The organism is Streptococcus sp. 27098_8_69 (assembly GCF_041432445.1).
Taxonomy (GTDB): Bacteria; Bacillota; Bacilli; order Lactobacillales; family Streptococcaceae; genus Streptococcus.
Window position 1 is genome coordinate 15,645 of sequence record NZ_JAPVZO010000013.1, and the last position, 24,156, is coordinate 39,800.

20 protein-coding genes are annotated in these 24,156 nt (G+C 35.1%); all 20 read right to left on the reverse strand.

The features are described 5' to 3' along the window. Window positions 1-184: 184 nt before the first annotated feature. Complete coding sequence (gene cps4L, locus O3658_RS05970) at window positions 185-1,369, reverse strand: capsular polysaccharide biosynthesis protein Cps4L (protein WP_371560013.1); 1,185 nt, start codon at window positions 1,367-1,369, stop codon at window positions 185-187. Then, window positions 1,370-2,599 (reverse strand): capsular polysaccharide biosynthesis protein Cps4K, encoded by a 1,230-nt coding sequence (gene cps4K / locus O3658_RS05975; RefSeq protein WP_371560014.1) that lies wholly within the window; start codon window positions 2,597-2,599, stop codon window positions 1,370-1,372. 113 nt (window positions 2,600-2,712) lie between these two features. Beyond that, window positions 2,713-3,774: a capsular polysaccharide biosynthesis protein Cps4J gene (cps4J, locus tag O3658_RS05980; RefSeq protein WP_371560016.1), complete on the reverse strand. Its 1,062-nt coding sequence runs from the start codon at window positions 3,772-3,774 to the stop codon at window positions 2,713-2,715. Window position 3,775: 1 nt separating this feature from the next. Continuing rightward, entirely contained in the window at window positions 3,776-4,180 is a 405-nt protein-coding gene (tagD, locus tag O3658_RS05985) for a glycerol-3-phosphate cytidylyltransferase (RefSeq protein WP_000832257.1), read from the reverse strand. Next, entirely contained in the window at window positions 4,177-5,031 is an 855-nt protein-coding gene (locus O3658_RS05990; protein WP_371560018.1) for a phosphorylcholine transferase LicD, read from the reverse strand. Before O3658_RS05990 ends, tagD begins: the two co-directional genes overlap by 4 nt. A gap of 113 nt (window positions 5,032-5,144) precedes the next feature. Beyond that, the gene (locus tag O3658_RS05995; protein ID WP_371560020.1) at window positions 5,145-6,233 is read right to left on the reverse strand and encodes an EpsG family protein; all 1,089 of its coding nucleotides are present in this window, start codon (window positions 6,231-6,233) and stop codon (window positions 5,145-5,147) included. Continuing rightward, on the reverse strand, window positions 6,230-7,669 hold the full coding sequence (locus O3658_RS06000) for a flippase (protein ID WP_371560022.1): 1,440 nt from the start codon (window positions 7,667-7,669) through the stop codon (window positions 6,230-6,232). The genes O3658_RS05995 and O3658_RS06000 overlap by 4 nt, the downstream gene beginning before the upstream one ends. A 15-nt stretch (window positions 7,670-7,684) precedes the next feature. Then, a complete protein-coding gene (locus O3658_RS06005) occupies window positions 7,685-8,605 on the reverse strand; it encodes a glycosyltransferase family 2 protein (RefSeq protein ID WP_371560024.1) in 921 nt (306 codons plus the stop codon). Next, window positions 8,602-9,711, reverse strand: a complete 1,110-nt coding sequence (locus O3658_RS06010; RefSeq protein ID WP_371560026.1) for a glycosyltransferase family 4 protein — start codon at window positions 9,709-9,711, stop codon at window positions 8,602-8,604. The genes O3658_RS06005 and O3658_RS06010 overlap by 4 nt, the downstream gene beginning before the upstream one ends. After that, the gene (locus O3658_RS06015) at window positions 9,708-10,802 is read right to left on the reverse strand and encodes a glycosyltransferase family 1 protein (RefSeq protein ID WP_000590693.1); all 1,095 of its coding nucleotides are present in this window, start codon (window positions 10,800-10,802) and stop codon (window positions 9,708-9,710) included. Before O3658_RS06015 ends, O3658_RS06010 begins: the two co-directional genes overlap by 4 nt. Before the next feature lie 16 nt (window positions 10,803-10,818). Further along, entirely contained in the window at window positions 10,819-11,988 is a 1,170-nt protein-coding gene (locus O3658_RS06020) for a glycosyltransferase (RefSeq protein ID WP_371560028.1), read from the reverse strand. Then, the gene (locus O3658_RS06025) at window positions 11,985-13,211 is read right to left on the reverse strand and encodes a glycosyltransferase family 4 protein (protein WP_371560030.1); all 1,227 of its coding nucleotides are present in this window, start codon (window positions 13,209-13,211) and stop codon (window positions 11,985-11,987) included. The genes O3658_RS06020 and O3658_RS06025 overlap by 4 nt, the downstream gene beginning before the upstream one ends. A 9-nt stretch (window positions 13,212-13,220) precedes the next feature. After that, window positions 13,221-13,814, reverse strand: a complete 594-nt coding sequence (locus O3658_RS06030; RefSeq protein ID WP_371560032.1) for a sugar transferase — start codon at window positions 13,812-13,814, stop codon at window positions 13,221-13,223. 384 nt (window positions 13,815-14,198) lie between these two features. Next, window positions 14,199-14,888: a tyrosine-protein kinase gene (locus O3658_RS06035; RefSeq protein ID WP_371560034.1), complete on the reverse strand. Its 690-nt coding sequence runs from the start codon at window positions 14,886-14,888 to the stop codon at window positions 14,199-14,201. Between the two features lie 10 nt (window positions 14,889-14,898). Beyond that, the gene (locus O3658_RS06040; protein ID WP_371560036.1) at window positions 14,899-15,591 is read right to left on the reverse strand and encodes a Wzz/FepE/Etk N-terminal domain-containing protein; all 693 of its coding nucleotides are present in this window, start codon (window positions 15,589-15,591) and stop codon (window positions 14,899-14,901) included. A gap of 8 nt (window positions 15,592-15,599) precedes the next feature. After that, window positions 15,600-16,331, reverse strand: coding sequence for a capsular polysaccharide biosynthesis protein Cps4B (gene cps4B, locus O3658_RS06045; protein WP_371560038.1), 732 nt, complete (start codon window positions 16,329-16,331; stop codon window positions 15,600-15,602). A gap of 1 nt (window position 16,332) precedes the next feature. Continuing rightward, entirely contained in the window at window positions 16,333-17,778 is a 1,446-nt protein-coding gene (locus tag O3658_RS06050) for an LCP family protein (RefSeq protein ID WP_371560040.1), read from the reverse strand. Window positions 17,779-18,275: 497 nt separating this feature from the next. Next, window positions 18,276-20,234: a peptide ABC transporter substrate-binding protein gene (locus O3658_RS06055; RefSeq protein WP_371560042.1), complete on the reverse strand. Its 1,959-nt coding sequence runs from the start codon at window positions 20,232-20,234 to the stop codon at window positions 18,276-18,278. Between the two features lie 159 nt (window positions 20,235-20,393). Next, window positions 20,394-22,361 (reverse strand): peptide ABC transporter substrate-binding protein, encoded by a 1,968-nt coding sequence (locus O3658_RS06060; RefSeq protein ID WP_371560044.1) that lies wholly within the window; start codon window positions 22,359-22,361, stop codon window positions 20,394-20,396. Between the two features lie 165 nt (window positions 22,362-22,526). After that, a complete protein-coding gene (locus O3658_RS06065; RefSeq protein WP_371560046.1) occupies window positions 22,527-24,137 on the reverse strand; it encodes an alpha-glucosidase in 1,611 nt (536 codons plus the stop codon). Between the last annotated feature and the right edge of the window lie 19 nt (window positions 24,138-24,156).

The following is a 24,156-nucleotide window of genomic DNA, read 5'->3' on the forward strand; positions in this document are numbered from 1 at the left end:
TTATCACCTCACTGCAATTGTTAAAGTGTTGTTACTTTATTCTATCAAACATAAGGCGCAAAAACAAGCCATAATCCGATAGAATGGCAATCCCCTCTACTGTCAAAGAAGCCATTTCTATCGAATTCGTTCAATTTTATTCCTGTTCTATTAAGAATTGATTATTTTATTAAAAATATACAATTCAGCTTTTCCGCCAAACTATTTTATCCACTATCCCTGTATAGCTCTGTATTATCTTAACAACTTTAGTAGAGACATTTTCCTCAACATAGTCTGGTACAGGTAAGCCAAAATCCTCATCTTCTGCCAAGCTAACAGCAGTTTCAACTGCTTGAAGAAGAGAATTTTCATCAATACCTGCCAAAATAAATCCTGCCTTATCTAGGGACTCAGGGCGTTCTGTACTTGTACGAATACATACAGCTGGGAATGGATAGCCTTGACTAGTAAAGAAACTACTTTCTTCTGGTAAAGTTCCTGAATCAGATACTACAACAAATGCATTCATCTGTAAACAATTATAGTCATGGAATCCTAGTGGCTCATGCTGAATCACACGTTTATCTAATTCAAAACTGCTCTCTTTTAATCTTTTCTTAGATCGAGGATGGCAAGAATACAAGATTGGCATATTATACTTTTCAGCTAATTTATTAATTGCTGTGAAGAGAGAGAGAAAATTTTTATCTGTATCAATATTTTCCTCACGGTGAGCTGAAAGTAGGATATAACCTCCTTTTTTCAATCCCAAACGTTCATGGATATCTGAAGACTCAATGGCAGATAAATTTTTATGTAACACTTCTGCCATTGGAGAACCAGTTACATATGTGCGCTCTTTAGGTAAACCACACTCATGTAGATACTTACGAGCATGTTCAGAGTATGCTAAGTTAACATCTGAAATAATATCAACAATCCGACGATTAGTTTCTTCTGGAAGACACTCATCCTTACAGCGATTGCCAGCCTCCATATGAAAAATTGGAATATGTAAACGCTTGGCAGCAATAGCTGACAAACAAGAATTTGTATCCCCTAAAATCAATAAAGCATCTGGGTTAATTTGATTCATCAATTTGTAAGAAGTATTGATAATATTCCCTACAGTAGCACCAAGATCATCTCCAACAGCATCCATGTATACATCTGGAGTATCTAAACCTAAATCATCAAAGAAAATGCCATTTAAATTGTAATCATAGTTTTGTCCAGTATGTGCCAAAATAACATCAAAATACTTTCGACATTTAGTGATAACACTACTTAGACGTATAATCTCTGGACGTGTTCCCACAATAATCAATAACTTAAGTTTGCCATTATCTTTAAAGTGAATATCACTATAATCTGTCTTAATTTTCATTTATTTCTCCACTTGTTCAAAAAAAGTATCTGGATGGCTAGGATCAAATGACTCATTAGCCCACATGACAGTAACTAGATTTTCTGTATCAGAAAGATTAATAATATTATGTGCATAGCCCGGTATCATATGTATTGCTTCAATCTTATCGCCCGACACTTCAAAGTTCAGAACAGGATACTCTTGCCCGTTTTCATCCAGTCCTATCCTACGCTCTTGTATTAAAGCACGACCAGAAACAACCATGAAAAATTCCCACTTAGAATGATGCCAATGTTGCCCTTTTGTAATGCCAGGTTTAGAAATATTGACAGAAAATTGACCCGCATTTTCCGTTTTTAATAGTTCCGTGAAACTACCTCGTTCATCTATATTCATTTTTAGAGGGAACTTAAACTTATCTACTGGTAAATAAGATAGGTAGGTAGAATACAATTTCTTTTCAAAGGATCCTTGAGGAATTTCAGGCATAACTAAACTATCAGGCTGTTTTTTAAATGTTTCTAATAGAGCTACAATCTCTCCTAGGGTTGCACGATGAGTCGTTGGTACATAACAGTAGTTTCCTGATGGGCTGGGTAAGATTTGTAATCCATCTAGATTACAACGATGAGGATTTCCTTCCAATGCAGTTAGACACTCTTGTATCAAATCATCAATATACAGCAACTCCAATTCTACACTTGGATCATTTACCTGAATAGGTAAATCGTGAGCTAGATTATGACAGAAAGTTGCTACAGCAGAATTGTAGTTAGGGCGGCACCACTTCCCATACAGATTTGGGAAACGGTAAACTAAGACAGATGCTCCCGTTTTATTTCCATATTCGAAGAATAGTTCTTCCCCTGCTAGCTTAGATTGTCCATATACAGAGTTTGAAAATCGGCCTTCTAAACTAGCTTGAGTAGAACTAGAGAGTAGAACAGGACAAGTGTTTTCATACTTTTCTAAAATCTCTAATAATCTACTTGAAAAACCGTAATTTCCCTCCATGAATTCATCAGGATTCTGTGGACGATTGACGCCAGCTAAATGGAATACAAAATCGGCTTTCTTACAATATTCTTCTAATAAAATCGGATCTGTATCACGATCATACTGAAAAATCTCTCCAATCTCTAAATTAGGACGAGTTCTATCTCGCCCATCCTTCAAAGCTTCCAGAGTACAGATAAGATTTCTTCCTACAAATCCTTTCGCTCCTGTGATTAAAACATTTTTAATCATGCGTCCCCCTTGTTTTATATCATTATATGCTATTTTAATAGTCAACTCTCTCGACAATGAAATGACACATTACACATCCTTCAAAACTTTAATGTATCTTAAAAGATTTCACATCATTTGCTCTTTTCGTCATCTGCTACCATGTGACGAATTGCTGTCTGTATTTCATCTAATTCTAGCAACTTTCTTTTAACTTGCTCTACGTCCATCAAATCAGTATTATTACTATTGAATTCTGTCAACAAATTTCTATTCGTACTACCATCTTTGAAATACTTATCATAGTTAAGATTACGATTATCACTAGGAACTCTATAAAAATCACCCAAATCAATTGCATTTGCGCACTCTTCATTAGTTAATAGTGTTTCATACATTTTTTCTCCGTGTCTAATACCTATAATCTTAATATCTTGTTCTGAGGCAAAAATTTCTGATACAGCCTTAGCCAACACTTCAATCGTACATGCAGGTGCTTTTTGAACTAGTATATCTCCAGATTTCCCTTCTTCAAATGCAAATAAAACCAAGTCTACTGCTTCTTCCAATGTCATGACAAAACGTGTCATGCTAGGTTCAGTAATTGTGAGAGCATTCCCTTGCTTAATTTGCTCAATCCAAAGAGGAACTACAGATCCACGGCTACATAGAACATTCCCGTAGCGAGTCACGCATATCTTTGTATGCTCAGAATTTACCGTCCGGGACTTAGCAACAGCAATCTTTTCCATCATAGCCTTGGATGTTCCCATAGCATTAACAGGATAAGCCGCCTTATCTGTAGAAAGACAGATAACTTGCTTTACACCAGCTTCAATAGCTGCAGTAAGAACATTCTCAGTTCCCAAAATGTTAGTTTTTACCGCTTCTACAGGGAAAAATTCACAAGAAGGTACTTGTTTAAGAGCAGCAGCATGAAAAACATAATCCACACCATGCATAGCATTTTTTACCGAAGCCAAGTCCCGCACATCTCCGAGGTAAAAACGGATTTTCCCAGCCACTTCTGGTACTTTCACCTGAAATTCATGACGCATATCATCCTGTTTCTTTTCATCTCGTGAAAAAATACGAATCTCTGAGATATCTGTTTCTAAAAAACGCTTGAGAACCGCATTCCCAAATGAACCTGTCCCTCCTGTAATTAGAAGAGTTTTTCCTGTAAATTGTGACATATTATTTTCCACCTTTGGTCTTGTTTAAATCTTCTTTAATCTGTGTAGTAGAAATTTCTTCAGTACGAGGTAAATATACTACTTCTACGCCCTCATCTTTCAAAAAATCAAACTTACCTTCCCAATCATCACCAATAACAAAGATATCAGCATAATACTTCTTTACATCTTCTCGTTTTTGTTCCCATGAAATCTCAGGAATTACCAGATCTACATAACGAATAGATTCAAGCAAAATTTTACGTTGTTGATAATCAAAATATGAAATCTTATCTTTTTGAAGATTAAATTCATCAGTAGATAGACCTACTATTAAATAATCTCCCAAATCTTTAGCACGCTTCAATAAATTGATATGACCGTAATGAAGCAAATCAAAAGTCCCGTAAGTAATCACTCTCTTCATTTTTCTTCCTTTCCATATATTCCTAAATCAATCAAATATGGTCTATGCCCAACACGTTCTTCTAAAGGTGGCAACTTCATGTACTCACCATAATGTGTAGTCAAGTATTGATGAAAATCACCAGGTAATAAAATTGTAATTTCCTCAAATTTATGTTCAATTAAGGGATATAGTGTTGTTTTTAGAACATACTCTACATTTCTTACCGGAAAGTCTAAACAAGCAAATGCAGATTGATTTGTTCCATTATATAATCTAGAAAATTGATCAATTTTTTTGAGTATTAAACTTTTAGGAATTAATCTTAAGCTATAATGAATGCATCTCCTTAGAATAGCTTTTAAACCTTGAATAAAATTCTCAGGAGCCTTAGAAACAGTTGGTAACATCCTCATCACATATAACTTTTTATAAAACTGTACCGCTTTAAATTGTCTCTCATTTTCTGACTCATTATCTGGAACCTCATCAAATGGAAAAATATCTACATAAATACCACTTTGTGTTTTTAAATTCCTTTGGGCATACTCTAAGAACAAAGTCCCTTTTAACATTAGTTTACTGTAAGAATAGGGAGAATTGCTATCAGAGGATGGTGATTGTAAATAAAACTCTTCTCCTAAATACTGTTCAACTACTCTTAAAAAGTGATCGTAATTCTCACGCGTCATACCAACATCAATATCATCATCCCATGGTATAAATCCTTCATGACGTATTGCTCCAAGAGCACTTCCACCAATTAAAAAATACTCTATATTTTCTTTTTTACATATTCGAATAATTTCTTTTAATATTTTGAGTTCAAGCTTCTGAATCATATCTAATTCATCTGCGCTGTAATTAATCATTTAAATTTCCACTTTCTAAAGAAATATCTACACCGTATTTCTTTATATTTTTATATTATAGACCACTCTTGTAATGTTTGCAAAGTACAGACATAAAGAATATAAAATCACAATCAGTTAAATAAATTTGGCAAAAGCGCTTCATAAAAATAGAGAACATTTTCTCTTAGATACCACCAAAAACAAGTAGCACCTACAACTCCGAAAATAATATAAAGTCCGTTCTTTAATTTTATAAATGATCGTTGCATAAATGGTTGTAAAGCTGCAATGGCTATAAAATTTAAAACAACAGTAAAAATTAAATAGCGAGTAAATGCTGTACTAAACATAATTAGGGGTAAAAAAATTGTACTAAAAAAACTATGTTGATACACCAAGTTTATAAAATTGGTCACTTCCTGAGGGAGATTTGAAACTGTTTTTGCTATCTTTTTGAGGTTAATACTAATTAGTAGGTTGAAAATATAGTAACTATCATACAATATAAAACCAAGACGAGTCGATTTCGCTGTATAATACATAACACGACTTTTAGTGGCCTCGCTCCCTAGCAGTTCAAATATTTTAGTCAAGTAGCTAGAATTATTACCTACCAATAGATTTGTCACAATTAACACCGTAGACATAAATACCAATGCCCATAGCATCTTACTAGTATTTTTTTGTCTGTAAAAAATAACAAATGGTAAGAAATAAATGATGGATCCGTGAAACAGAAACGCTATGAACATCAATCCTATGAATATAAATCGATGATTTTGTGAAAGATAATAGTGTGCTATAAGTGCTACACTAGCTGCTAAAAAGAATCTTAGAACTTCTAAAGTATAAAAGAAATAAAAAAGAGATAGCAATAAAATCAGAAGATTATAATTACAATGCAATTTTTTAGCAACAAAATAGAAACATGCTGAGGAGAAAAGGAAAATACATGCTAAAAAAACTTGAAAAGAGATGGAGTGATGTGAAAACCAATCTGCAAAAAAATTATACGCATGGTCTGAAAAATACAGACTACTTTTTCCTACAGCATATCTTGCACGATAATGAGTTAAATCTGAAAATCCTCCTCGGATATTTCCTGCATAGATAAAAAACAAAACTAACCAAGATAAAAATGCTAGAAAATTTATACGTATCCTATTGACTACGACTAGTAGATTTGTTAAAAAACTTATATAAAATAAAGCTGAAATCATCTACTTTTTTTGAATCCTTTCTTTACAAAATCTAATGCTTGAAAAACAAATACATCTCGCGTCAACAAGCTCAAACCAAAGTAAACTACTATCCCAAGAACGATTTGCTTAATAGTTGTTCCATAATTTGCTGGATATCCTTTGAACGAAACAATAATAATTATCCCCATTATCATAGAATAAATGAGATATTTAAATAATGACTTCAAAATAGGTATAATAGGTATATCCTTTGACATTATATAGTATTGCACTATAACAGAAGAGGTAAGTGATACTATAGTTGCTAAACAAACACCTACTACTCCAAACATTGGAGCAAGTAACAAATCTAATAGAATATTTAAAATTGCAGCTAAAGTATTAGAAAAGAATAAGACTTTTGTTTTATTAACTGCAACAAAATACTGACTACCTGAGACTCCTAGTAAAGCATTGCCAACAGCAATAGGAGCAAGCCATTTAAGAGCATCTATAGATGGCATAAAACTTTCGCCTAAAAACCACGGAACAAAAGTATCTGCAATAGCATAAAGACCAATCGACAATGGAACAGCTAAGAACAAAGAAAATTCAGCTGCAGTTATCAGATACTTTTTCATATTTTCTAACCGTCTATTACGAAATTCATTTGCTATTCGGGGCATCATAACAGAATTTAATACTACTATTAAAGAGAGTGGTATCTGTATAATCTTCTCTGCATTACTATAGTAAGAAACATTGCTGATTCCAGAACTTAAAGACCCTAGAACAATTTTATCAGCAGATAACATAATTTGCATGATGATACTTGGTAAAAATAGTTTGAGACTCCCTAAAATAATCTCCGTAAAACGATGAATATTTATCTTTGGTCTACTAATAAACATCCTTAGTTGACTATAAGCTGATACATTTGCTACTAAAACAGAGAGACCATATATGAGCACATATAGAGTTAGATCTGTTTCGCTTTTTACAAATAAGAAGGTCGCTATCGTAAATAATAACTTAGCAATAATGTTTTTTAATACAACATACTGCATTTCCTCTAAGCCACGATAGAACCACGTACAATCAAGAATAGACCCAAAAAGCCAAATGGAAAAAAGTTGAAAATAAACTTGATAATTTGAATTTATGTTAGAAAAAATGTATAAGAAGAATAGTGAAAAAAATCCTAAAATAATCTGAATAGCCAAAATACTCCAAAATGTCTCTGATAGTTCCTCTTTATCATCTCTAGTATAGGCACATTCGCGATTTCCATAGTGACCGATACCTAGTAAACCTAAAGTATAAATCAAAGTAACGATTGAATTGGCATAATCGTAAATTCCCAACTGGTGTGCGCCCAATACTCTAGCAACATATGGAGTAATCAATAGTGGTAATATTAAAACTACCACTTGATAAATTAAGTTATATAGATAATTTTTAGAAATTTTACTCAAAACTCTTCTCTCTCATTATTTTTTTAAAAACACTAATATATCTGATATTAAATTGCGGAATGTAGGATAATAAGCATAATACTTCAATTGGAAATGAACTATTTGCATAAGAGTACCATCTTTTAAAATCTCTCTACGTCTCTCAAGAACCATTGCCATATTTTCAAGTTGAGAAATTATTTTTATGTCTAAATGTTCTTTACGAGCCACATCAAGTAAGAAAACTGCAATTTGATAACTCGTATCCACTTCAACAACTCGCCGTTCACGATTAAGAGATTGCTTAGGAGCAGAAGCACTTGTTTCGTGGCGACGAAAATGTATTAAGCGTTTTAAGTATAGATATAGAGTTCCTCTTACCATAGCTAGATTCCATAAAATATTATCATGGCCAAATCTATCTATATCATACTTTTCTAACAGAACTATTAACTCACGCTTAACTGCAAAAGTACATCCTGGTCTCATAACAGAAATACTCTTGTTTTTTAACGAAAACGGGACTACAGCACCATTATCTAACTCAATATCCTTAATCTTGATTTTATCATTTCTACCAAAATCGAGAATCTCATAGTTACTAGCCAATAGTTCTATTGACGGCGATTTATGAAACTCTTTTACCATCAGTGAAATTTTATCTTTATTCCAAATATCATCTTGATCACAAAGAAAAACTACATCTCCTGTTGTCTTTTGAAGCGCTTTTCTAAAGTTTTTTCTCCAACCTATATTAGATGAGTTTTTTATCAATACCCAATTATCAAGATGATACTTCTGAATATACATATTAAGTAAATCAACTGTATTATCTGTTGAACAATCATCAACAATAATAACTTCATCAGCCATTAAACTCTGAGTACGAAGCGATTCTAGCTGCTCTAGCAAATAATCAGCTCCATTATAAGTTGTCATTGCAATAGATATCCTCATTTTTCCTCCATAAATTTCAAATGCTCTTCAACCATTGTTTCAATAGTGTAGTGTTTAATAGTAGATAAAGCATTTTGAGATAATTGAACTCGTAATGAGTCATCTTGTAATACTTGGCTTAACTTTTGAAAAATAGCTTTCCAGTCATCGACCCTATCAATAACATATCCATTATAACCATTCGAAACAAGTTCAATTGCAGCAACACATGCAGATGTAGAAATAACAGGAAGTCCCTGCGACATTGCCTCGTTTACAACAAGTCCCCAAACATCAGACTTTGTTGGTAAAACAAATATATCAGATAGCTTGTAGTATTGTTTCAGTTCAGATGTCTGTAAAAAATCAATAAAATGAAAACGGCTATCTTGTCCAATAAGATCAAGCAAGTATTGTTTGTATTCACTATCAGGACTTGCTCCTACAATCAAACATTGTACATTGTCTGATAAATTTTGAACAGCCTTGATTAAAACATCCACACCTTTACCAGGGATGATTCTACCAACAAATAAAATTGTTTTTTTATTTGGACTGAATCCTAGTTTTTTTCTTAAAAATTGTTTTTCTTCCTCATCGACAATTTGATGTCGTATGTCTTTTTCTGATAACGAAGTAAATGAATACCGATAAATATTTTCTTTATTCACATGATAATGCGCTAAGAAATCATCACTGGACTGACTTGGACTAAAATAATAGCAGGGTTTCGTAAGAATAAATTTTTTAAACTGGTATTTTAAAAAGTTCTCGCTTTCTGGTATCTTACCGCCATCAATTTCTAATATAAACGGTATCTTAGAAAAAACACACTTTAAATAACCAAATAATTCTGTTCGATAAGAATAGTTAGTCAAAAAAATATAGTCATACTTTTCAGGAATTAAATACTGGAATATAGCTGAATTTAATTTCTTCTCATCAATATTACCTTCACTTAAAAAAATGGCGGTAAAATTTTTAAAAGTCTCACGGTAATCAAATCTAATATCTTGAGCTCCTGTTGCTTCGAAAATAACAGTTAAATCCACAAATTTCCCAAGTTGATTATAGAAATCCACACGATAAGGCGATGGAATATTAGTTACAAATAATACTTTTTTCATGATTTATCTACAATTCTTTCATAAGTTTTTGTTAACTTATTAACCATATCAGACAGGTTATAACCCTTAGCAATAATTTTATCAACTGCCCCAGTATCCCGTCCTTTGGTCTCCAAAATCGTTTCACACCAATATTTAACTGTTTCATCCAATGATAAAAAACGTATATTATCAGTTAAATTAATCTCACTGGGAAAATTATCAGAAACTACTAATGGTAAACCGTTGATTTGCATCTCTAGCACAGCTATACCAAAACCTTCAAAAAGAGATGGGAAAACACCTACATCAAACACATTAATCAATTTGTTCACATTAGAAGACTCACCTAAAAAACTAATCTTATCCAATATTCCTAATTGATTTGCTTGCTTTTTAATAACCTCTTCCAATTCTCCCTTACCTATGAGAACAAGATGAGCATCTTCTCTTTCATTGATAACTTCCGCAAAAACTTTAAGAAGAAAATCATGATTTTTCTGATAATCAAATCGTCCTACATGACCAATAACAAACTTATTTTCTAAATTTAATTCCTTACGCAAATCTTTAGATAATTGTGGACTATAGATGAACTTTTGAACATCAATAGCATTAGGAATAACTTCAAAAGAGTGATTACCATACAACCACTCTCCTGCTTTTTCCGAACAAGCCCATAGATGAGTAGCATATTTCGGAATTTGCTTCTTGAATTGGTCATTCAAAAACCTCTTCAATAAACTTTTGTTTGTATAGTTTGTATTATGGCAATGTGAAATACGAATAGGAATATTACACTCTTTTGCAATAGATAAAATTGTACTATTTCCTGCATCAGCATGCGCATGAACTACATCATATTTTCCATTCAGCATAATTTGCTTAATTTGACGATAATTTTTTAAAGGATTCCTTCCTCTGGCAGGAACTCTAAAGATTTTACCTCCAAGATTTAAAATATCTTCATCGCGTACACCTTTGGACAATGTATGGACTAAAAAATCAATTTGAATGTTTTCAGAATGCATTTTTTCATAAACATTCATCATAAAGGTAGATACACCGCCTCTATCCATAGTCCCGCCGTTAACGTATAAAATCTTTATCATATCAACTCCAGTTCCACTAGTATAAATTGAGTATATTTTCTACAAAATACTCTTTTGACAAATTAAAATTAGGATTCCTTTTACATTGACTCACTTCTTTTAGGGATCCTAGTATAGAAGTAACAGTTCTATCACTACACACTATACCGTACATATGTGTACTTTCTATACTCCCCCCAGTTGGGTAGCTCACAACTGGTGTCCCACAGGCAATAGCTTCTAAATTAGTTGTCGGATAATTATCCTGTGTTGTCGGGTTGATAAATACATCTGCCAACGTGTACCAAGCAGAAAGTTCTTCCACACTATCTGTTGTGGTCAGACCAATAACCTCTTGAGGAAGTTTAGTCAATTGTTCTTTTGATAATCCTATCAAAACTAATTGTTGATAAGATTTTAGCTGTGTAGATAATTCTAATAGATCATTCAAGCCTTTACGCTGATCCCAGATAGAAGCCACACCAAGCAGTACCTGTTTGCCTTCTAAGCTAAATTTTTTTCTCAATTCCTGAGCCTCAAATAGCCTTGGTTTAAATATAGTAGTATCAATACCGTTATGAATAACTGTTACGGGATATTCTTTCAAAAATGAACCTCTTACCAGATTCGCCAACCACTCCGATGGCGTAATAAGCGTTAAATTTGGAATCCCTGTAAACAATTGTTTTTTACGTTTAAAATTTCTAGATGAAAAATCAATTAATGACTTTGGATAATCGTGTTTTTGACTCGAATGATAGCACTGTCCAATCTCTTCACATTCTAAAGTATCAAAGTAAGCACCATGTCCAGTAAAAGCCCAACAATCATGTAAGGTCCATAAAATTTTCTTTCCGCAAGTTTTCAAATAGGAAAATAATTCTCCTACATGAATATAGTATCCATGTAAATTATGCAGATGAATAATATCAGGATCATATTCTTTCACCCAAGTAATAAATTTTCTAGTTGCCACTTTACTTCCAAAACCAGCATTATCAAAAAATCGAGCTTGTAAGACATGCCTATTTACATCCACTCTCGATCCTACTTTAACCGCGTAATCTTGATAGACTTCTGGAACATACTCACGTCCATATGCAATCTTAACTTCATGACCCTTTTTTGTTAAAGCGGTTGCGATATCCGTACAAATTCTTCCTGTACTCCTAATACCACAAACAGTATTAATCATCAAAATTTTCATGAGGAAAATTCCTCTCTCAAATACTTTTCCAACTGTGTCATAAACTGCTCTTTAGAAAAGTGCTTTTCATAGTAATAACGAGCTTGCTTTCCTAACTCCTTTTGTTCCTCTATAGACAACATACTGAATTCACAAATATTTTGTGCTAATTGTTCCACATCTTGTTCAGAACTAACATAGCCACAATTTGCTTCCTCTACGATTGTTTTAGTATCTCCTGAAATTGCACCTATAATTGGTTTCCCTGCCGCCATATAAGATTGTACCTTCCCAGGTATAGTACGAGAAACTATCGAGTCTCCTATTAAAGAAACTAACATAGCATCTGATTTTTTATAGAAGGTAGGCATTTCTTCCAAAGAACGTCTTCCATAAAAGGAAACATTCTTCAACTCCAATTCATAAGCTAATGCTTTCATACTTAACAATTCCGTACCATCTCCAACAAAATGAAAATGAATTTTCTTGGGTAAATCAGTATTCTTTTCTATCAAGCTGGCAGCTTTCAAAATAGTTTCCAAATTTTGTGCTTTACCAATATTACCAGCAAAAGTTAGGTCAACACTTTCTTTATTAACTCTCGATTCATCAGGGATAAAAAGATCTTCTGCATATTGTGGCAAATAAGTAATCTTTTGTTCTAATATATCAAATTGTTGCACAAAATAATTCTTAAATGATGGACTAGTGACAAATATATAATCACTAGTTCGATAAACTTTTTTTGAGATAAATTTAAACAACTTGAAAATCAAGCCATCTTGTTTCACTCCACCTACAGTTAAACTATCTGGCCAAACATCCATACAATATAGAAATAGGGGCTTCTTATACTTATTTTTATAAACCATACCAGCCCATGCCATCATAACTGGAGATGATTGATTTACAAAAACACAATCAAATTCTGATCCATCTTTTGCTTTATACTGTCCCAGTAAAACTCCTATCGATGAACTGATAGCAAAACTAAAATAATTTAATATCCTATGTAAAGTACTTTTTCCCCTTGGAATTGTATAGGAACGAAAAACAGTAACTCCTTCTATAGTTTCTCGTCTATTTTGGTTATTCCGATAATCCGCATATATTTCACCTTCAGGATAATTAGGAATTCCTGTTAAAACAGTAACTTCATGGCCTCTCTCAACAAGATCTTCACAAATATCTGATAATCTAAAAGGTTCTGGTCTATAATGTTGACTAACAAATAAAATTTTCATTTCACTATCTTAACTCTCTCGTTTACTCCCCTCTACAATTCCTTTTCGTTTCAATACGTAAGGTATTGTTCTTACTATACATTTTATGTCCATTATTAATGATCTATGTTTTACATAATAACCATCCAATTTTGCTTTCATATCTGTAGACAGATTGTCTCGACCATTAATTTGTGCCCATCCCGTTAATCCTGGTAAAACATCATTTGCACCATATTTATCTCTTGCTTCTACTACATCCAATTCGTTTATTGCTACCGGTCTAGGGCCCACAATACTCATATTACCAACAAGAATATTACATAGTTGAGGCAACTCATCTAAAGATGTTTTTCTTAAAACACTTCCTACTCTGGTAATCCACTGCTCTGAATTGTGTAAATCTCGAGTAGCTACATATTTGGGAGATTCTACTTTCATTGTTCTAAATTTTAAAACATAAAAAGATTTCTTATGAAGCCCAAAACGTTTTTGCTTAAATATCGCTGGTCCTTCTGAATCCAGTTTAATCGCGATTATAATTATCAAAAAAACTGGACACAGTACTATTATGCCTATTAAAGATAAAGTTATATCCCCTAATCGTTTTATTACACTGTACATAAACTATTTCTCACTATAAATTCAAATTCTATCTTATTCCCATCTTTCAAATTAAATCGTTCAGTTCATGCAACTGCAAAAACTCAGTATATCTTTGGTAATTCAATGATTTATGGGAATATAGTCCTTATATCTGCTATAACAAATAAAATTTTCTTTTCTCATCTAAACAAAACTTATTTGTTTCAGTAATATATGACTTCTCAATAATGGATTAGAAAGTTCAGTTCAATTGTTCTTCCAAACAGATCGAATATTTCTTGAAGAAATATCAGTTTCTGAACTTGCAATCAGTACATAAGCTAATAAACTAACAAGTATACTCTGCAAGAGGGCCAGAGTTATATTGTAGAGGCCTCTTCCTTCCATACTGAACTCCCTATCTTATTTTTTTCTTTTACCATAAGAACCGTAAGTTCCATAAGATCCATATTTTTCTCGTTTAACATCAAATTTATTTAAAACAACACCCAAAAATAAGATCCCTGTTTGTTCTAACTGAACCTTAGCTTTTTGAATATCTCTTCTTTTTGTTCTACCAGCTTCTGTAACCAAAATTGATGCATCACATTTTTGAACAATAATCGCTGCATCAATTACAACTCCGATTGGGGCTGTATCAACAATAATATAATCAAAATATTTTCGTAGTGTTTCAATCATCAATTCAAAATTGGTACTTTGAAGAAGAGCTGTTGGATTTGGAGAAGGTGACCCTGATTGGATCATAAATAAATTATCAATGTTTGTTTCACAAAGACCATGAGATAAGTCTTGTGTACCAGCAAGATAATCAGTTAAACCTGTGATTCGTTCTCTTGATTTGAATACTCCAGACATGACTGAGTTTCGAATGTCGGCATCAATCAATAACGTCTTGTAGCCAGCACGCGCAAAAGCCCAAGCAACATTAGTAGCTGTTGTAGACTTTCCTTCGCTAGGGTCAACCGATGTAACGGCAATAACCTTTAAGTTATTCCCACTCAGTTGTATATTTGTACGTAAAGCATTGTAGTACTCTTCTGCTTTTTTTACAGAGTTCAGTTTTTGTTGTGATAATTCTAACTTCGCCATAAGTTCTCCCTTACTTTAATTTATCCATGTCTGGAATGGCTCCAAGGAGTGAAATTTCCATAACATCTTCGATATCTTCTGGACGTTTAACACGGTCATCGAATAGTTCAAGCAACAAGACCACTACAATCATTAATCCTGCACCTGCTACAACTCCCATAATGGTATTTCGACGAATATTTGGTGAAGACGGTCCAGTTGCTGGACGTGCTTCCTCCAAGGTAGTTACGTCAGAAACACGGGTGACCGCAATAATCTTTTGTGCCGCAACATCTCGAAGAGCATTTGCAATTCGACTTGCTTCGTCAGGCTTGTGATCACTAACTGAAATAGATACGATACGTGTGTCTGCGGGAACCGTTACTTGAATCTTCTTAGCTAATATTTTCGCATTAATGTTTAAACCAAGATCAGCAACTACTTTCTCTAGGACATCTTGGGAAAGAATGATCTCACGATAGTCCTTAACCAGGTAAGCTCCTGCTTGTAGATCTTGATTTGTCAATCCCGGTTTATCACTTTGGTTTCGATTAACTACATAAATCCGAGTTGTACTTCTGTACTCAGGTTTAACAACAAAACTACTATATGCAAATGCAGCGGCTCCTGCTACGATGGCTACAAGAAGGATTAGCAGTTTCTTTTTCCATAGTGCCTTTAACAACTGAATAACATTGATTTCAATAGTATCTTTTTCTTTCATTATAACTCCTAAATAATTTGATCTTTAATGACTTTTTCGGGATTTAATATAAAGAGTTCCCGAGCCTTATCTTGGCCATACTTTTTACTCACTATTTCGTAGGCTTCCTTCATATAAGGAGGGCGACCATCTAGATTGTGCATATCACTAGCAACTATATGAACCAAATCCCTCTCTAAGAAATAACGAGCCCGTTTTTTCATGAATTTATAAGTATCACCAAACAATTTTGGTTTAAGGATACTCGAACTGTTGACCTGTGTATAACATCCCATGTTGATGAGGTCTCGCACTCTTTTTTCATTATTTTCCAAAGCAGCGTATCGCTCTATATGCGCTATTACAGGTGTTATTCCTAACATGAGAACATTCGTTAGTGCATTATGAATGTCTCGGTAAGGAGTATTCATGCTGAATTCTATCAAGGCATAACGGGTGCCATTTAGTTGTGGAATCTGCTGATTCTCTAATTTGTTTAAAGCATCACTGCTGTAATAAATTTCTGCTCCATACAAGATGGTTAAATCAGGAGCAACCTCTTTAGCCAACTCCTTGACAACTTTAAAATTTCTTAATATGTCCTCTTCTGGTGTTTCAAACATCCCCTTTCGACGATGGGAAGTCGAAACGATGGTACGGACTCCTTGAGCATAGGCTTCCTTCAGAAGCGCTATACTTTCTGCCTTATCCTTAGGACCATCATCTACATCAAAAACTATGTGTGAATGGATGTCAATCATCTTATTTTCCTTCCATGATATCTTTGATTTCTGTTTTGAGTGTCTCTAGGCTGTTTGGATCAACTTCTAACATATAGAGTTCACTGTCAGGCATAGCATAGGAAGGAAGACCCATACGACCAGTTCCCTTTAAATCTCGAGTGATGACAGTATATTTCCCTCCACTTACTAGTTGGGAGTTCACTAAACTAACCATTGTTTCAGGAGGCATATTGGTTTGGACAGAATCCTGTAAACTTTGCATAATATCATCAAAATTTTTCAATGCTTCTGCCGAAGTTAGTTTTTGGATAATAGCCGAAATGACTTTCTGTTGGTTACGTCCACGATCTCCATCACCGTTTGCTAATGAATAGCGCTCACGTACAAAGCCTAAGGCCTGCTCAGAGTCTAGGTGGACATTCCCAACAGGGAAGTTATATTTCCCTTGAAATAATGTAAACTCTTGGTCATTATAAACATCGACACCACCTAAGAGATCAATTAATTTCAAGAAAGAAGTGAAGTTGAGTCGTGCATAGTAATTTAGGTCAATTCCATAAAGATTTTCCAAAGTATGAATCGAAGCATCCACACCATAAATACCTGCATGGGTCAATTTATCATTTTGGTTATTGCCTCCATCAGCTATGGGCACATAAGCATCACGAGGGGTCGTTGTCAAGAGAATTTTCTTGGTTTCTTGATTAACCGTCATGATGATATTGACATCCGAACGAGAAACGGAGCTAATCGGTCCGTATGTGTCAATCCCACTAATATAGATATTAAAAGCCTTGTTTTGAGAAGACTTAGGTGCTTCAACAGTTTTGGTTAGTTCTTTGGTATAAATTTTCTTGATTTTTTTGGCGTGATCCGGATACTCTTGTTCAATCAGATTTTCAAAGACACTATTCAAAACAATTGCCTTGGTCTCTCCAGCTAAGAGACTCTTATAAGCCGCAAGGTAAGAAGAACTATCCTCAACCTTTAGGTCTTTATTCTGACTTGTCTTAATATCATCAAGCAGTTTTTTGATATTCTCTGCATCTGTTTTTGTCGGAGCTGTCACACTGGATAGTTGGGATACATTACCAATCTCACTATCCTCCAAAACTGCAACACTGATAGAGTAACTAGAATAGTTAGATGTTGCATTTAAATGATTGGCCAAACTAACGAACTGATGAACTCCAACCAAAGCTAGTGAGCTGGCTACAATAGATAGCAAGAGCATGATTAAAGTAAACTTCTTAGCTTTTCTATTTGATATTAAAAATAAAGCTACTAGCGCAATGAACATCATAATAGCTGCTAGAAGAAGATTGAAATAACTAACGGCTAAGATATGATATCTGAATATTAAAAACAGCAAAAAACAAGTAAGCACTATATATAAAAACAACAAAATAATATTGAAACTTTGCTGAAACTTGCTCGCTTTATTTTCTTTTAAACGTCTTACCACCTTACACCTCTATTAATTATTTTATTTCTATTATACCACAAACTAACACCAGATGCTATCAACACCTGAATTGCAACCGTTTTATTTTACCTTAAAACCAAAAATATTATATTTCAATCATTAAATGCCTCATATCTTTTTTGAAAGAAGACTTCCAACAAAAATACCAGGAGATAGAAATCGGTTGACAAGTTCTCAATACCATACTCTCACACTCTAAAACTTTCAATAATTACCAAGAAAGTGGAAGATTTTAACTAGAGAGACTCAAGTTTTTTATAAAAACAGCCTTTTAGAGTCTTGAAAACAAAAAAACAACCCGCTATCGCAACAAAGACTTATCGTTAATAAAAAACAAGAGGCAGGGTAAAAGTCTTCAAAATAAAAAAACACATAGTATTAAGTGTTCAAAAACTTTATACTATGCATTTTATAATTGAAAGCTTCACTCAATTTCATTTTCAAATTGAGTTTTTACCCAACCTATCTTCTTAAACTTATTTCACGTGACTTTCAAAGTCTTTTTGACTCTTCTCGACAGAATTTTTACGTTCTTGTTCCCATTTAGCCTTCGCTTCAGCAAATTGAGAGCTTGTAACAACATCTGTCTGCAATCTCATGTACTTGTAGTTGCTTCCAGTTCCTTTGATACCAACTAGTGAGTAAGCGCGTGTAAATGGTGTCACACGAGTCACTGAAGCACCACCACCGTTTGACACAACTGGGATTAGAAGGGAACTATCAATCAACCAAGCTTGTGCATCTGCGTAGTTTTCATAGCGTTTAGCTACGTCTGTATTTTCTGTATCTGCTGTTTTTAATTTTTGAGTAAATTGGTCCAAACCTAGACTAGTAATCTTACTGGTGTCCTTGCTTGGATCAAGTCCCAAAATCTTGAGATAGAATCCATCTTCAGCGTTGAAAGGATTGAGGTAAGTCGAAGGATCTTGGTAGTCAGCTGACCATCCATCCAAGTTCAAATCATAGTCATGATCTGCTGGAGTTGGTGCTTGAACTGTTGCATTTGTATAATCATCTGTTGACAATTGGATAACATCAACCACTACATTTTCAGAACCGAGCGTTGATTCGATTGATTGTTTGATTGAGTTTGTTCCAGAAAGCAAGGTCTTGTTAACCTGGTCTACAGGCAAGTCCAAATGAATTGGGAAGCTCACACCTTGAGCTTCTAATTCTTTCTTAGCTTCTGCAAACTTGGCTTGTGCTTTTTCTTTATTGAAATAACCGTCTTGAGCATCTTCAAGATTCATATTTGACCATTGTGTACCATAGTTGACCAATTTGGAAGCAACTGTTTCACCAAAAGTCTTGTCTCCAACTTGTACGAAAGTTGGTGGTACAAGCGAGTTACGAAGAGTGTTCTTAGCTGCTTCTTCACCATTTGATTGAGCTGAGTAAGCTGTACGATCAATGGCGAAGTTAACTGCCTGACGGAAGTTTTTATTCAAAACTGCAGCTTGAGTTGCTTGTTTTTGTTCATCGCTTGTTTTTGCAGTATGGTTATAAGCACCACGGTTGACGTTAAAGTTATAGTACCAAGATGTTGCATCTTGCAAGCTATAAACGATATTGTCCTTGTATTTTTCCTTTGTCTTAGCGAAGTTTGAGCTATTTGGATAAACACCTGCAGATGAGTAAGCACCACTTTCAAAGTTACGAATTGTCAAGTCTTGGTCTGAACCATCAAAGTAGGACAATTTTACCTTTTCAATCGTTACTTTTTCTTGGTCATAGTAATGTGGGTTTTTCACATATTCGATAGAAGACTTAGATGTAAAATCTTTTAACAAATATGGTCCGCTATAAAGAATGCTATCTGGTTTCAGGGTTCCGAAGTCTTTACCTTTAGAAGCAAGGAATTCTTCGTTTACAGGGAATAAGATACTGTTGGTTGTTTTTGAGTTCCAGAATGGCTCTGGACGAGTCAAGGTATATTGGACAGTATAGTCATCTAAGGCTTTGACACCAACATTTGAGAAGTCAGTATTTGCACCTGTTACATAATCATCCAAGCCCTTGATAGAGTTCTGAATCAAGTCTAGGGCTTGACCCTTATTATCAGCAGCGTACTTGATACCAGTTACAAAGTCTTGTGCTTTAAGGGGAGCGTATTCTTCACCGTCAGCTGTAAACCACTTGGCATCTTGGCGAAGTTTGTAGGTATAAGTTAAACCATCCTTAGAAACACTCCAATCTTCTGCAAGGGCAGGAATGAGGTTTCCATAGTTATCATTTTCAAGCAAACCATCAACCAAGTTGGTTACAATAGCAGTGTTATCACCAGCGTAGTCCAAGAGATAGTTGAAGGTTGTTGGATCTGCACCAAAGGTAGACGAGTATGTTTTGCCGTCTGATGCTGACTGGCCACATGCTGTCAATAGGACCGCAGCAGCAAGTGTCAACCCTGCTCCTAATAAGCGTTTTTTCATGCTCATGATTTATTTCTCCTTATATGTTAGGTTTTGTAACATGGTTATATTTTAACAAATTTTGTCCAAAAAGTAAAGTTATATACTGATTTGACCTCTCATTGAAAATCAAAAAAATAAAGAAATCCCGCTTCAAAACAGGATTTCTTTATTCATTACAAAAGACTATTTAACGTGATTTGCTAGTTCTTTTTGGTATTTAGCATTTGTTTCAATTTTCTCTTTTTGCCATTTCTTGAGAGCTTCTTCGTATTCTTTAGCTGTTACAATATCATTTTGCAATTCTAAACCTTTGAATACAAATGGATCTCCCTTGATACCAACTTGAGAGTAAGCTTTTGTGAATGGAACTGTACGGCTAACTGTCGGAGAACCACCTGAAGAAGCTACAGGGATAAGGAGTGAGCTATCTGAAACCCAAGCTTGTGCTTTGGCATATTTTTCATAGCGTTTGTTAAGATCGCTTGTTTCTGACGCTGCATCATCCAAGAGTTTCTTGTACTCATCAAGTCCAACTTGAGCCATAACTTCTGGATCTTTACCTTTTGTGATACCCAAGTGTTTAAGGGCAGAACCCTTCTTAGCATCTAAGATATTGAGGTAGGTTGCTGGGTCTTGATAGTCTGGCCCCCAACCAGTTCCGTTCAAGTCATAATCTTTTTGAGAAGGCACTTTGGCTTGAGATGTGATACTCATTTTCTCATTGTCAGTCATTTGAAGTACATCAATGACAACATTTTCACTTCCAAGTGCTGCTTCGACAGACTGTTTGAGAGAGTTGGTTTGCTGTACAGCAATGACATCTGTCTGCTCAACTGGAATATCCAAATGGATTGGGAAGGTTACACCTTTAGCTTGCAATTCTGATTTTGCTTTTTCAAAGGCAGCTTTTGCTTTTGTTGGATTGTAAAGGGTATCTTTACCATCTGTCAAAGCTACATCCTTCCACTGGTCTCCGTATGTTACCAATTGTTCTTGAGCCAATTCACCGAGGGTCTTTTCACCAACTTGGACATAGTCATAAGGCACAAGGCTGGTACGGATAATCTTGTCTGCACCTTCTTCGCCATTCATCTGTGCAGAGTAAGCATGACGGTCAAGAGCGAAGTTGATGGCTTGACGGAAGTTTTTATTGAGAAGTGCTTCTTTAGTTGATGTTTTTTGGGCATCATCTGTCTTAGCTGTTTTATTGTAAGACTGACGATTTACGTTGAAAGTAAAGTAATAGCTTGTCGCTTCTTGCGGACTATAAACGATCTTATCGCCGTATTCTTTCTTAGTTGAATCAAAGCTTGAGCTAGTTGGGAAAAGACGAGCTGTCGTATATGAGCCTGACGCAAAGCTACGAATCAATGATTCTTGGTCAGAACCATCGTAGAAGGTAAGCTTGACGTGGTCAATTTTAACATTGTCTTTGTCCCAATAATTTGGGTTCTTTTCGTACTCGATCACTGATTTTGAAGTGAAGTTCTTCAAAATATATGGACCATTGTAGAGAATACCTGAAGGCGCTGCCGCACCGTAATCTTTTCCTTGAGAATTTAAGAATTCTTCATTAACGGGGAGCATAGTTGCTGTTGTCACCTTAGAATTCCAGAAGCTTTCTGGTTTGTTCAAGGTATACTCAACTGTATAATCGTCAACTGCTTTGACACCGACTGTTGAGAAGTCATTTGTTTCACCGCTGACATACTCTGCCAAACCTTTGATAGAGTCTTGGATAAGAGTTAGACCATCTGATTTACCATCTGCAGCATGCTTCAAACCTGTCACAAAGTCTTGGGCCTTGACTTCAGCGTACTCTTCTCCTTCAGAAGTATACCATTTGACACCTTTACGTAGCTTGTAAGTATAAGTCAAACCGTCTTGTGAAACAGACCAGTCTTCAGCAAGAGATGGAATCAAGTTTCCATATTTGTCATTTTCCAAGAGTCCGTCGACCAAGTTGGCAATGACGTCTGATGTTGAACTTTTACTAGTAACGCTATAGTCCAATGTTGTTGGATCAATGGCATATACATACGAAAATGTTGTTGGAGCATCTGCTTTTTTCTCAGTCTTGCCACAAGCTGCCAAAAGAAGAGCTGCGCTCATCGTTATCCCTGCTACTGCGAGCCACTTTTTCGATTTCATTGGTATTCTCCTTTAAAATACTATTTTCACCATTATACCCTATTTTTATATAAAAGCAAGGATTTTCAGGTGATTTTTTAGAAAATTCAAACTAATATTTTTTTAAGAAATTTATACACTTATTTTAGAAAAAACTCAAGCATCTAAGATACTTGAGTTTTAGGTTTAATTGGCTAATTCGACGCAGAAGGCATCCCAAGGAGCCAAGCTCTGTGTAGTCAAAACTGCTTCTACTGAGGTATTTTCAATCAAGATAGACTTAACTGATTCTTCTACTGCAAACTCTTGCTGCTGGTTGGACAAATTGGCGACCACTAGAAAACGACGGTCCCCATCTTTACGGATATAAGCAAAGACTTTTTCAGCCGTATCAAGAAGTTCAAAGTCAGCACGAACCAACCAGCTATTTTCCTTACGAATTTCTACCAGTTTTTGATAAGTATAGAAAATAGAATCTGGGTTTGCCAGTGCTTCCTGAACGTTGATTGCTTCGTAGTTTGGATTAACAGCCAACCAAGATTGTCCGTCTGAGAAACCAGCATTTTTTGTTCCATTCCACTGCATTGGGGTACGGGCATTGTCTCGTCCAATCACACGAATACTATCCATGATTTCTTCCATTGGAACGCCTTTTTCAAGAGCTTCACGCGCATAATTGAGGGATTCAATATCCTCTACTTGATCCAGCGTTTCAAACGGGAAATTGGTCATTCCAATCTCTTCACCTTGGTAAATATAAGGAGTCCCTCTCATAAGATGAAGTAAGATTGCATACGCTTTGGCAGATTTTTCACGGTAGTCTTGGTCATTTCCCCAGATAGAGACAATACGAGGGAGGTCATGGTTGTTCCAGAAGAGGGAATTCCAGCCATCTTCAACTCCCAACTCTGTTTGCCATTTGTTGAAAATCTCTTTTAACTTCCCAACATTTAGCTCTTTTTGGTACTGCCACTTAGGTTGCCCTTCCTGATACTGAAGACAGATATGTTCAAACTGGAAGACCATAGACAGTTCTTGTCCTTTCGGATCTGAATAGAGTTTAGCGATCTCTGGTGTTGCTCCCCAAGTTTCCCCTACTGTCAAGAGCTCTTTGTCGCCGAAAGTAGCCTGATTCATTTCCTTGAGATAGGGATGGAGCATAGGACCATTATTTACAATTTTCTGATCAGGAATCTTCCCAATCATGTCAATGACGTCCATACGGAATCCACCAATCCCTTTATCAATCCAGAAATTCATCATCTCATAGATTTTTTGGCGTAGTTCTTCATTTTCCCAGTTGAGGTCTGGTTGTTTCTTACTGAAAAAATGCAGGTAATATTGACCAGACTTTTCGTCATATTGCCAGGCAGAACCACTGAAAATTGACTCCAATTCGTTAGGTTCATCACGCCAGATATAGTAGTCTCGCTCAGGACTATCAGGATTTTCACAAGCTTCAATAAACCAAGCGTGCTCATCTGATGTATGATTGACCACCAAATCCATAATGATTCGGATATCTCGTTTTTTAGCCTCAGCAATCAGCTCATCCATATCCTCCATCGTGCCAAAAATAGCAGCGATATCTTGATAATTGGCAATATCATAACCATTGTCATCCATGGGGCTATCATAGACTGGAGAAAGCCAGATCGCTGTGATCCCTAACTTAGCTAGATAGTCTAGCTTACTGGTAATCCCAGGTAAATCACCAATCCCATCTCCGTTGCTATCCTTAAAACTTTTTGGATAGACCTGATAAACAACGGCATTGTGCCACCATTTTTCTTGCATCTTTTTACCTCTATTTAAA

What these genes read in the sequence shown, in the direction of transcription:
- O3658_RS05995 (WP_371560020.1), bottom strand. Translation starts at nt 6,233, where the DNA reads ATGATTTCAGCTTTATTTTATATAAGTTTTTTAACAAATCTACTAGTC.
- cps4B (WP_371560038.1), bottom strand. Translation starts at nt 16,331, where the DNA reads ATGATTGACATCCATTCACACATAGTTTTTGATGTAGATGATGGTCCT.
- O3658_RS06065 (WP_371560046.1), bottom strand. Translation starts at nt 24,137, where the DNA reads ATGCAAGAAAAATGGTGGCACAATGCCGTTGTTTATCAGGTCTATCCA.
- tagD (WP_000832257.1), bottom strand. Translation starts at nt 4,180, where the DNA reads ATGAAGAGAGTGATTACTTACGGGACTTTTGATTTGCTTCATTACGGT.
- cps4K (WP_371560014.1), bottom strand. Translation starts at nt 2,599, where the DNA reads ATGATTAAAAATGTTTTAATCACAGGAGCGAAAGGATTTGTAGGAAGA.
- O3658_RS06010 (WP_371560026.1), bottom strand. Translation starts at nt 9,711, where the DNA reads ATGAAAAAAGTATTATTTGTAACTAATATTCCATCGCCTTATCGTGTG.
- O3658_RS06030 (WP_371560032.1), bottom strand. Translation starts at nt 13,814, where the DNA reads ATGTACAGTGTAATAAAACGATTAGGGGATATAACTTTATCTTTAATA.
- cps4L (WP_371560013.1), bottom strand. Translation starts at nt 1,369, where the DNA reads ATGAAAATTAAGACAGATTATAGTGATATTCACTTTAAAGATAATGGC.
- O3658_RS06005 (WP_371560024.1), bottom strand. Translation starts at nt 8,605, where the DNA reads ATGAGGATATCTATTGCAATGACAACTTATAATGGAGCTGATTATTTG.
- cps4J (WP_371560016.1), bottom strand. Translation starts at nt 3,774, where the DNA reads ATGTCACAATTTACAGGAAAAACTCTTCTAATTACAGGAGGGACAGGT.
- O3658_RS06015 (WP_000590693.1), bottom strand. Translation starts at nt 10,802, where the DNA reads ATGATAAAGATTTTATACGTTAACGGCGGGACTATGGATAGAGGCGGT.
- O3658_RS06035 (WP_371560034.1), bottom strand. Translation starts at nt 14,888, where the DNA reads ATGGCGAAGTTAGAATTATCACAACAAAAACTGAACTCTGTAAAAAAA.
- O3658_RS06055 (WP_371560042.1), bottom strand. Translation starts at nt 20,234, where the DNA reads ATGAGCATGAAAAAACGCTTATTAGGAGCAGGGTTGACACTTGCTGCT.
- O3658_RS06040 (WP_371560036.1), bottom strand. Translation starts at nt 15,591, where the DNA reads ATGAAAGAAAAAGATACTATTGAAATCAATGTTATTCAGTTGTTAAAG.
- O3658_RS06060 (WP_371560044.1), bottom strand. Translation starts at nt 22,361, where the DNA reads ATGAAATCGAAAAAGTGGCTCGCAGTAGCAGGGATAACGATGAGCGCA.
- O3658_RS06025 (WP_371560030.1), bottom strand. Translation starts at nt 13,211, where the DNA reads ATGAAAATTTTATTTGTTAGTCAACATTATAGACCAGAACCTTTTAGA.
- O3658_RS06020 (WP_371560028.1), bottom strand. Translation starts at nt 11,988, where the DNA reads ATGAAAATTTTGATGATTAATACTGTTTGTGGTATTAGGAGTACAGGA.
- O3658_RS05990 (WP_371560018.1), bottom strand. Translation starts at nt 5,031, where the DNA reads ATGATTAATTACAGCGCAGATGAATTAGATATGATTCAGAAGCTTGAA.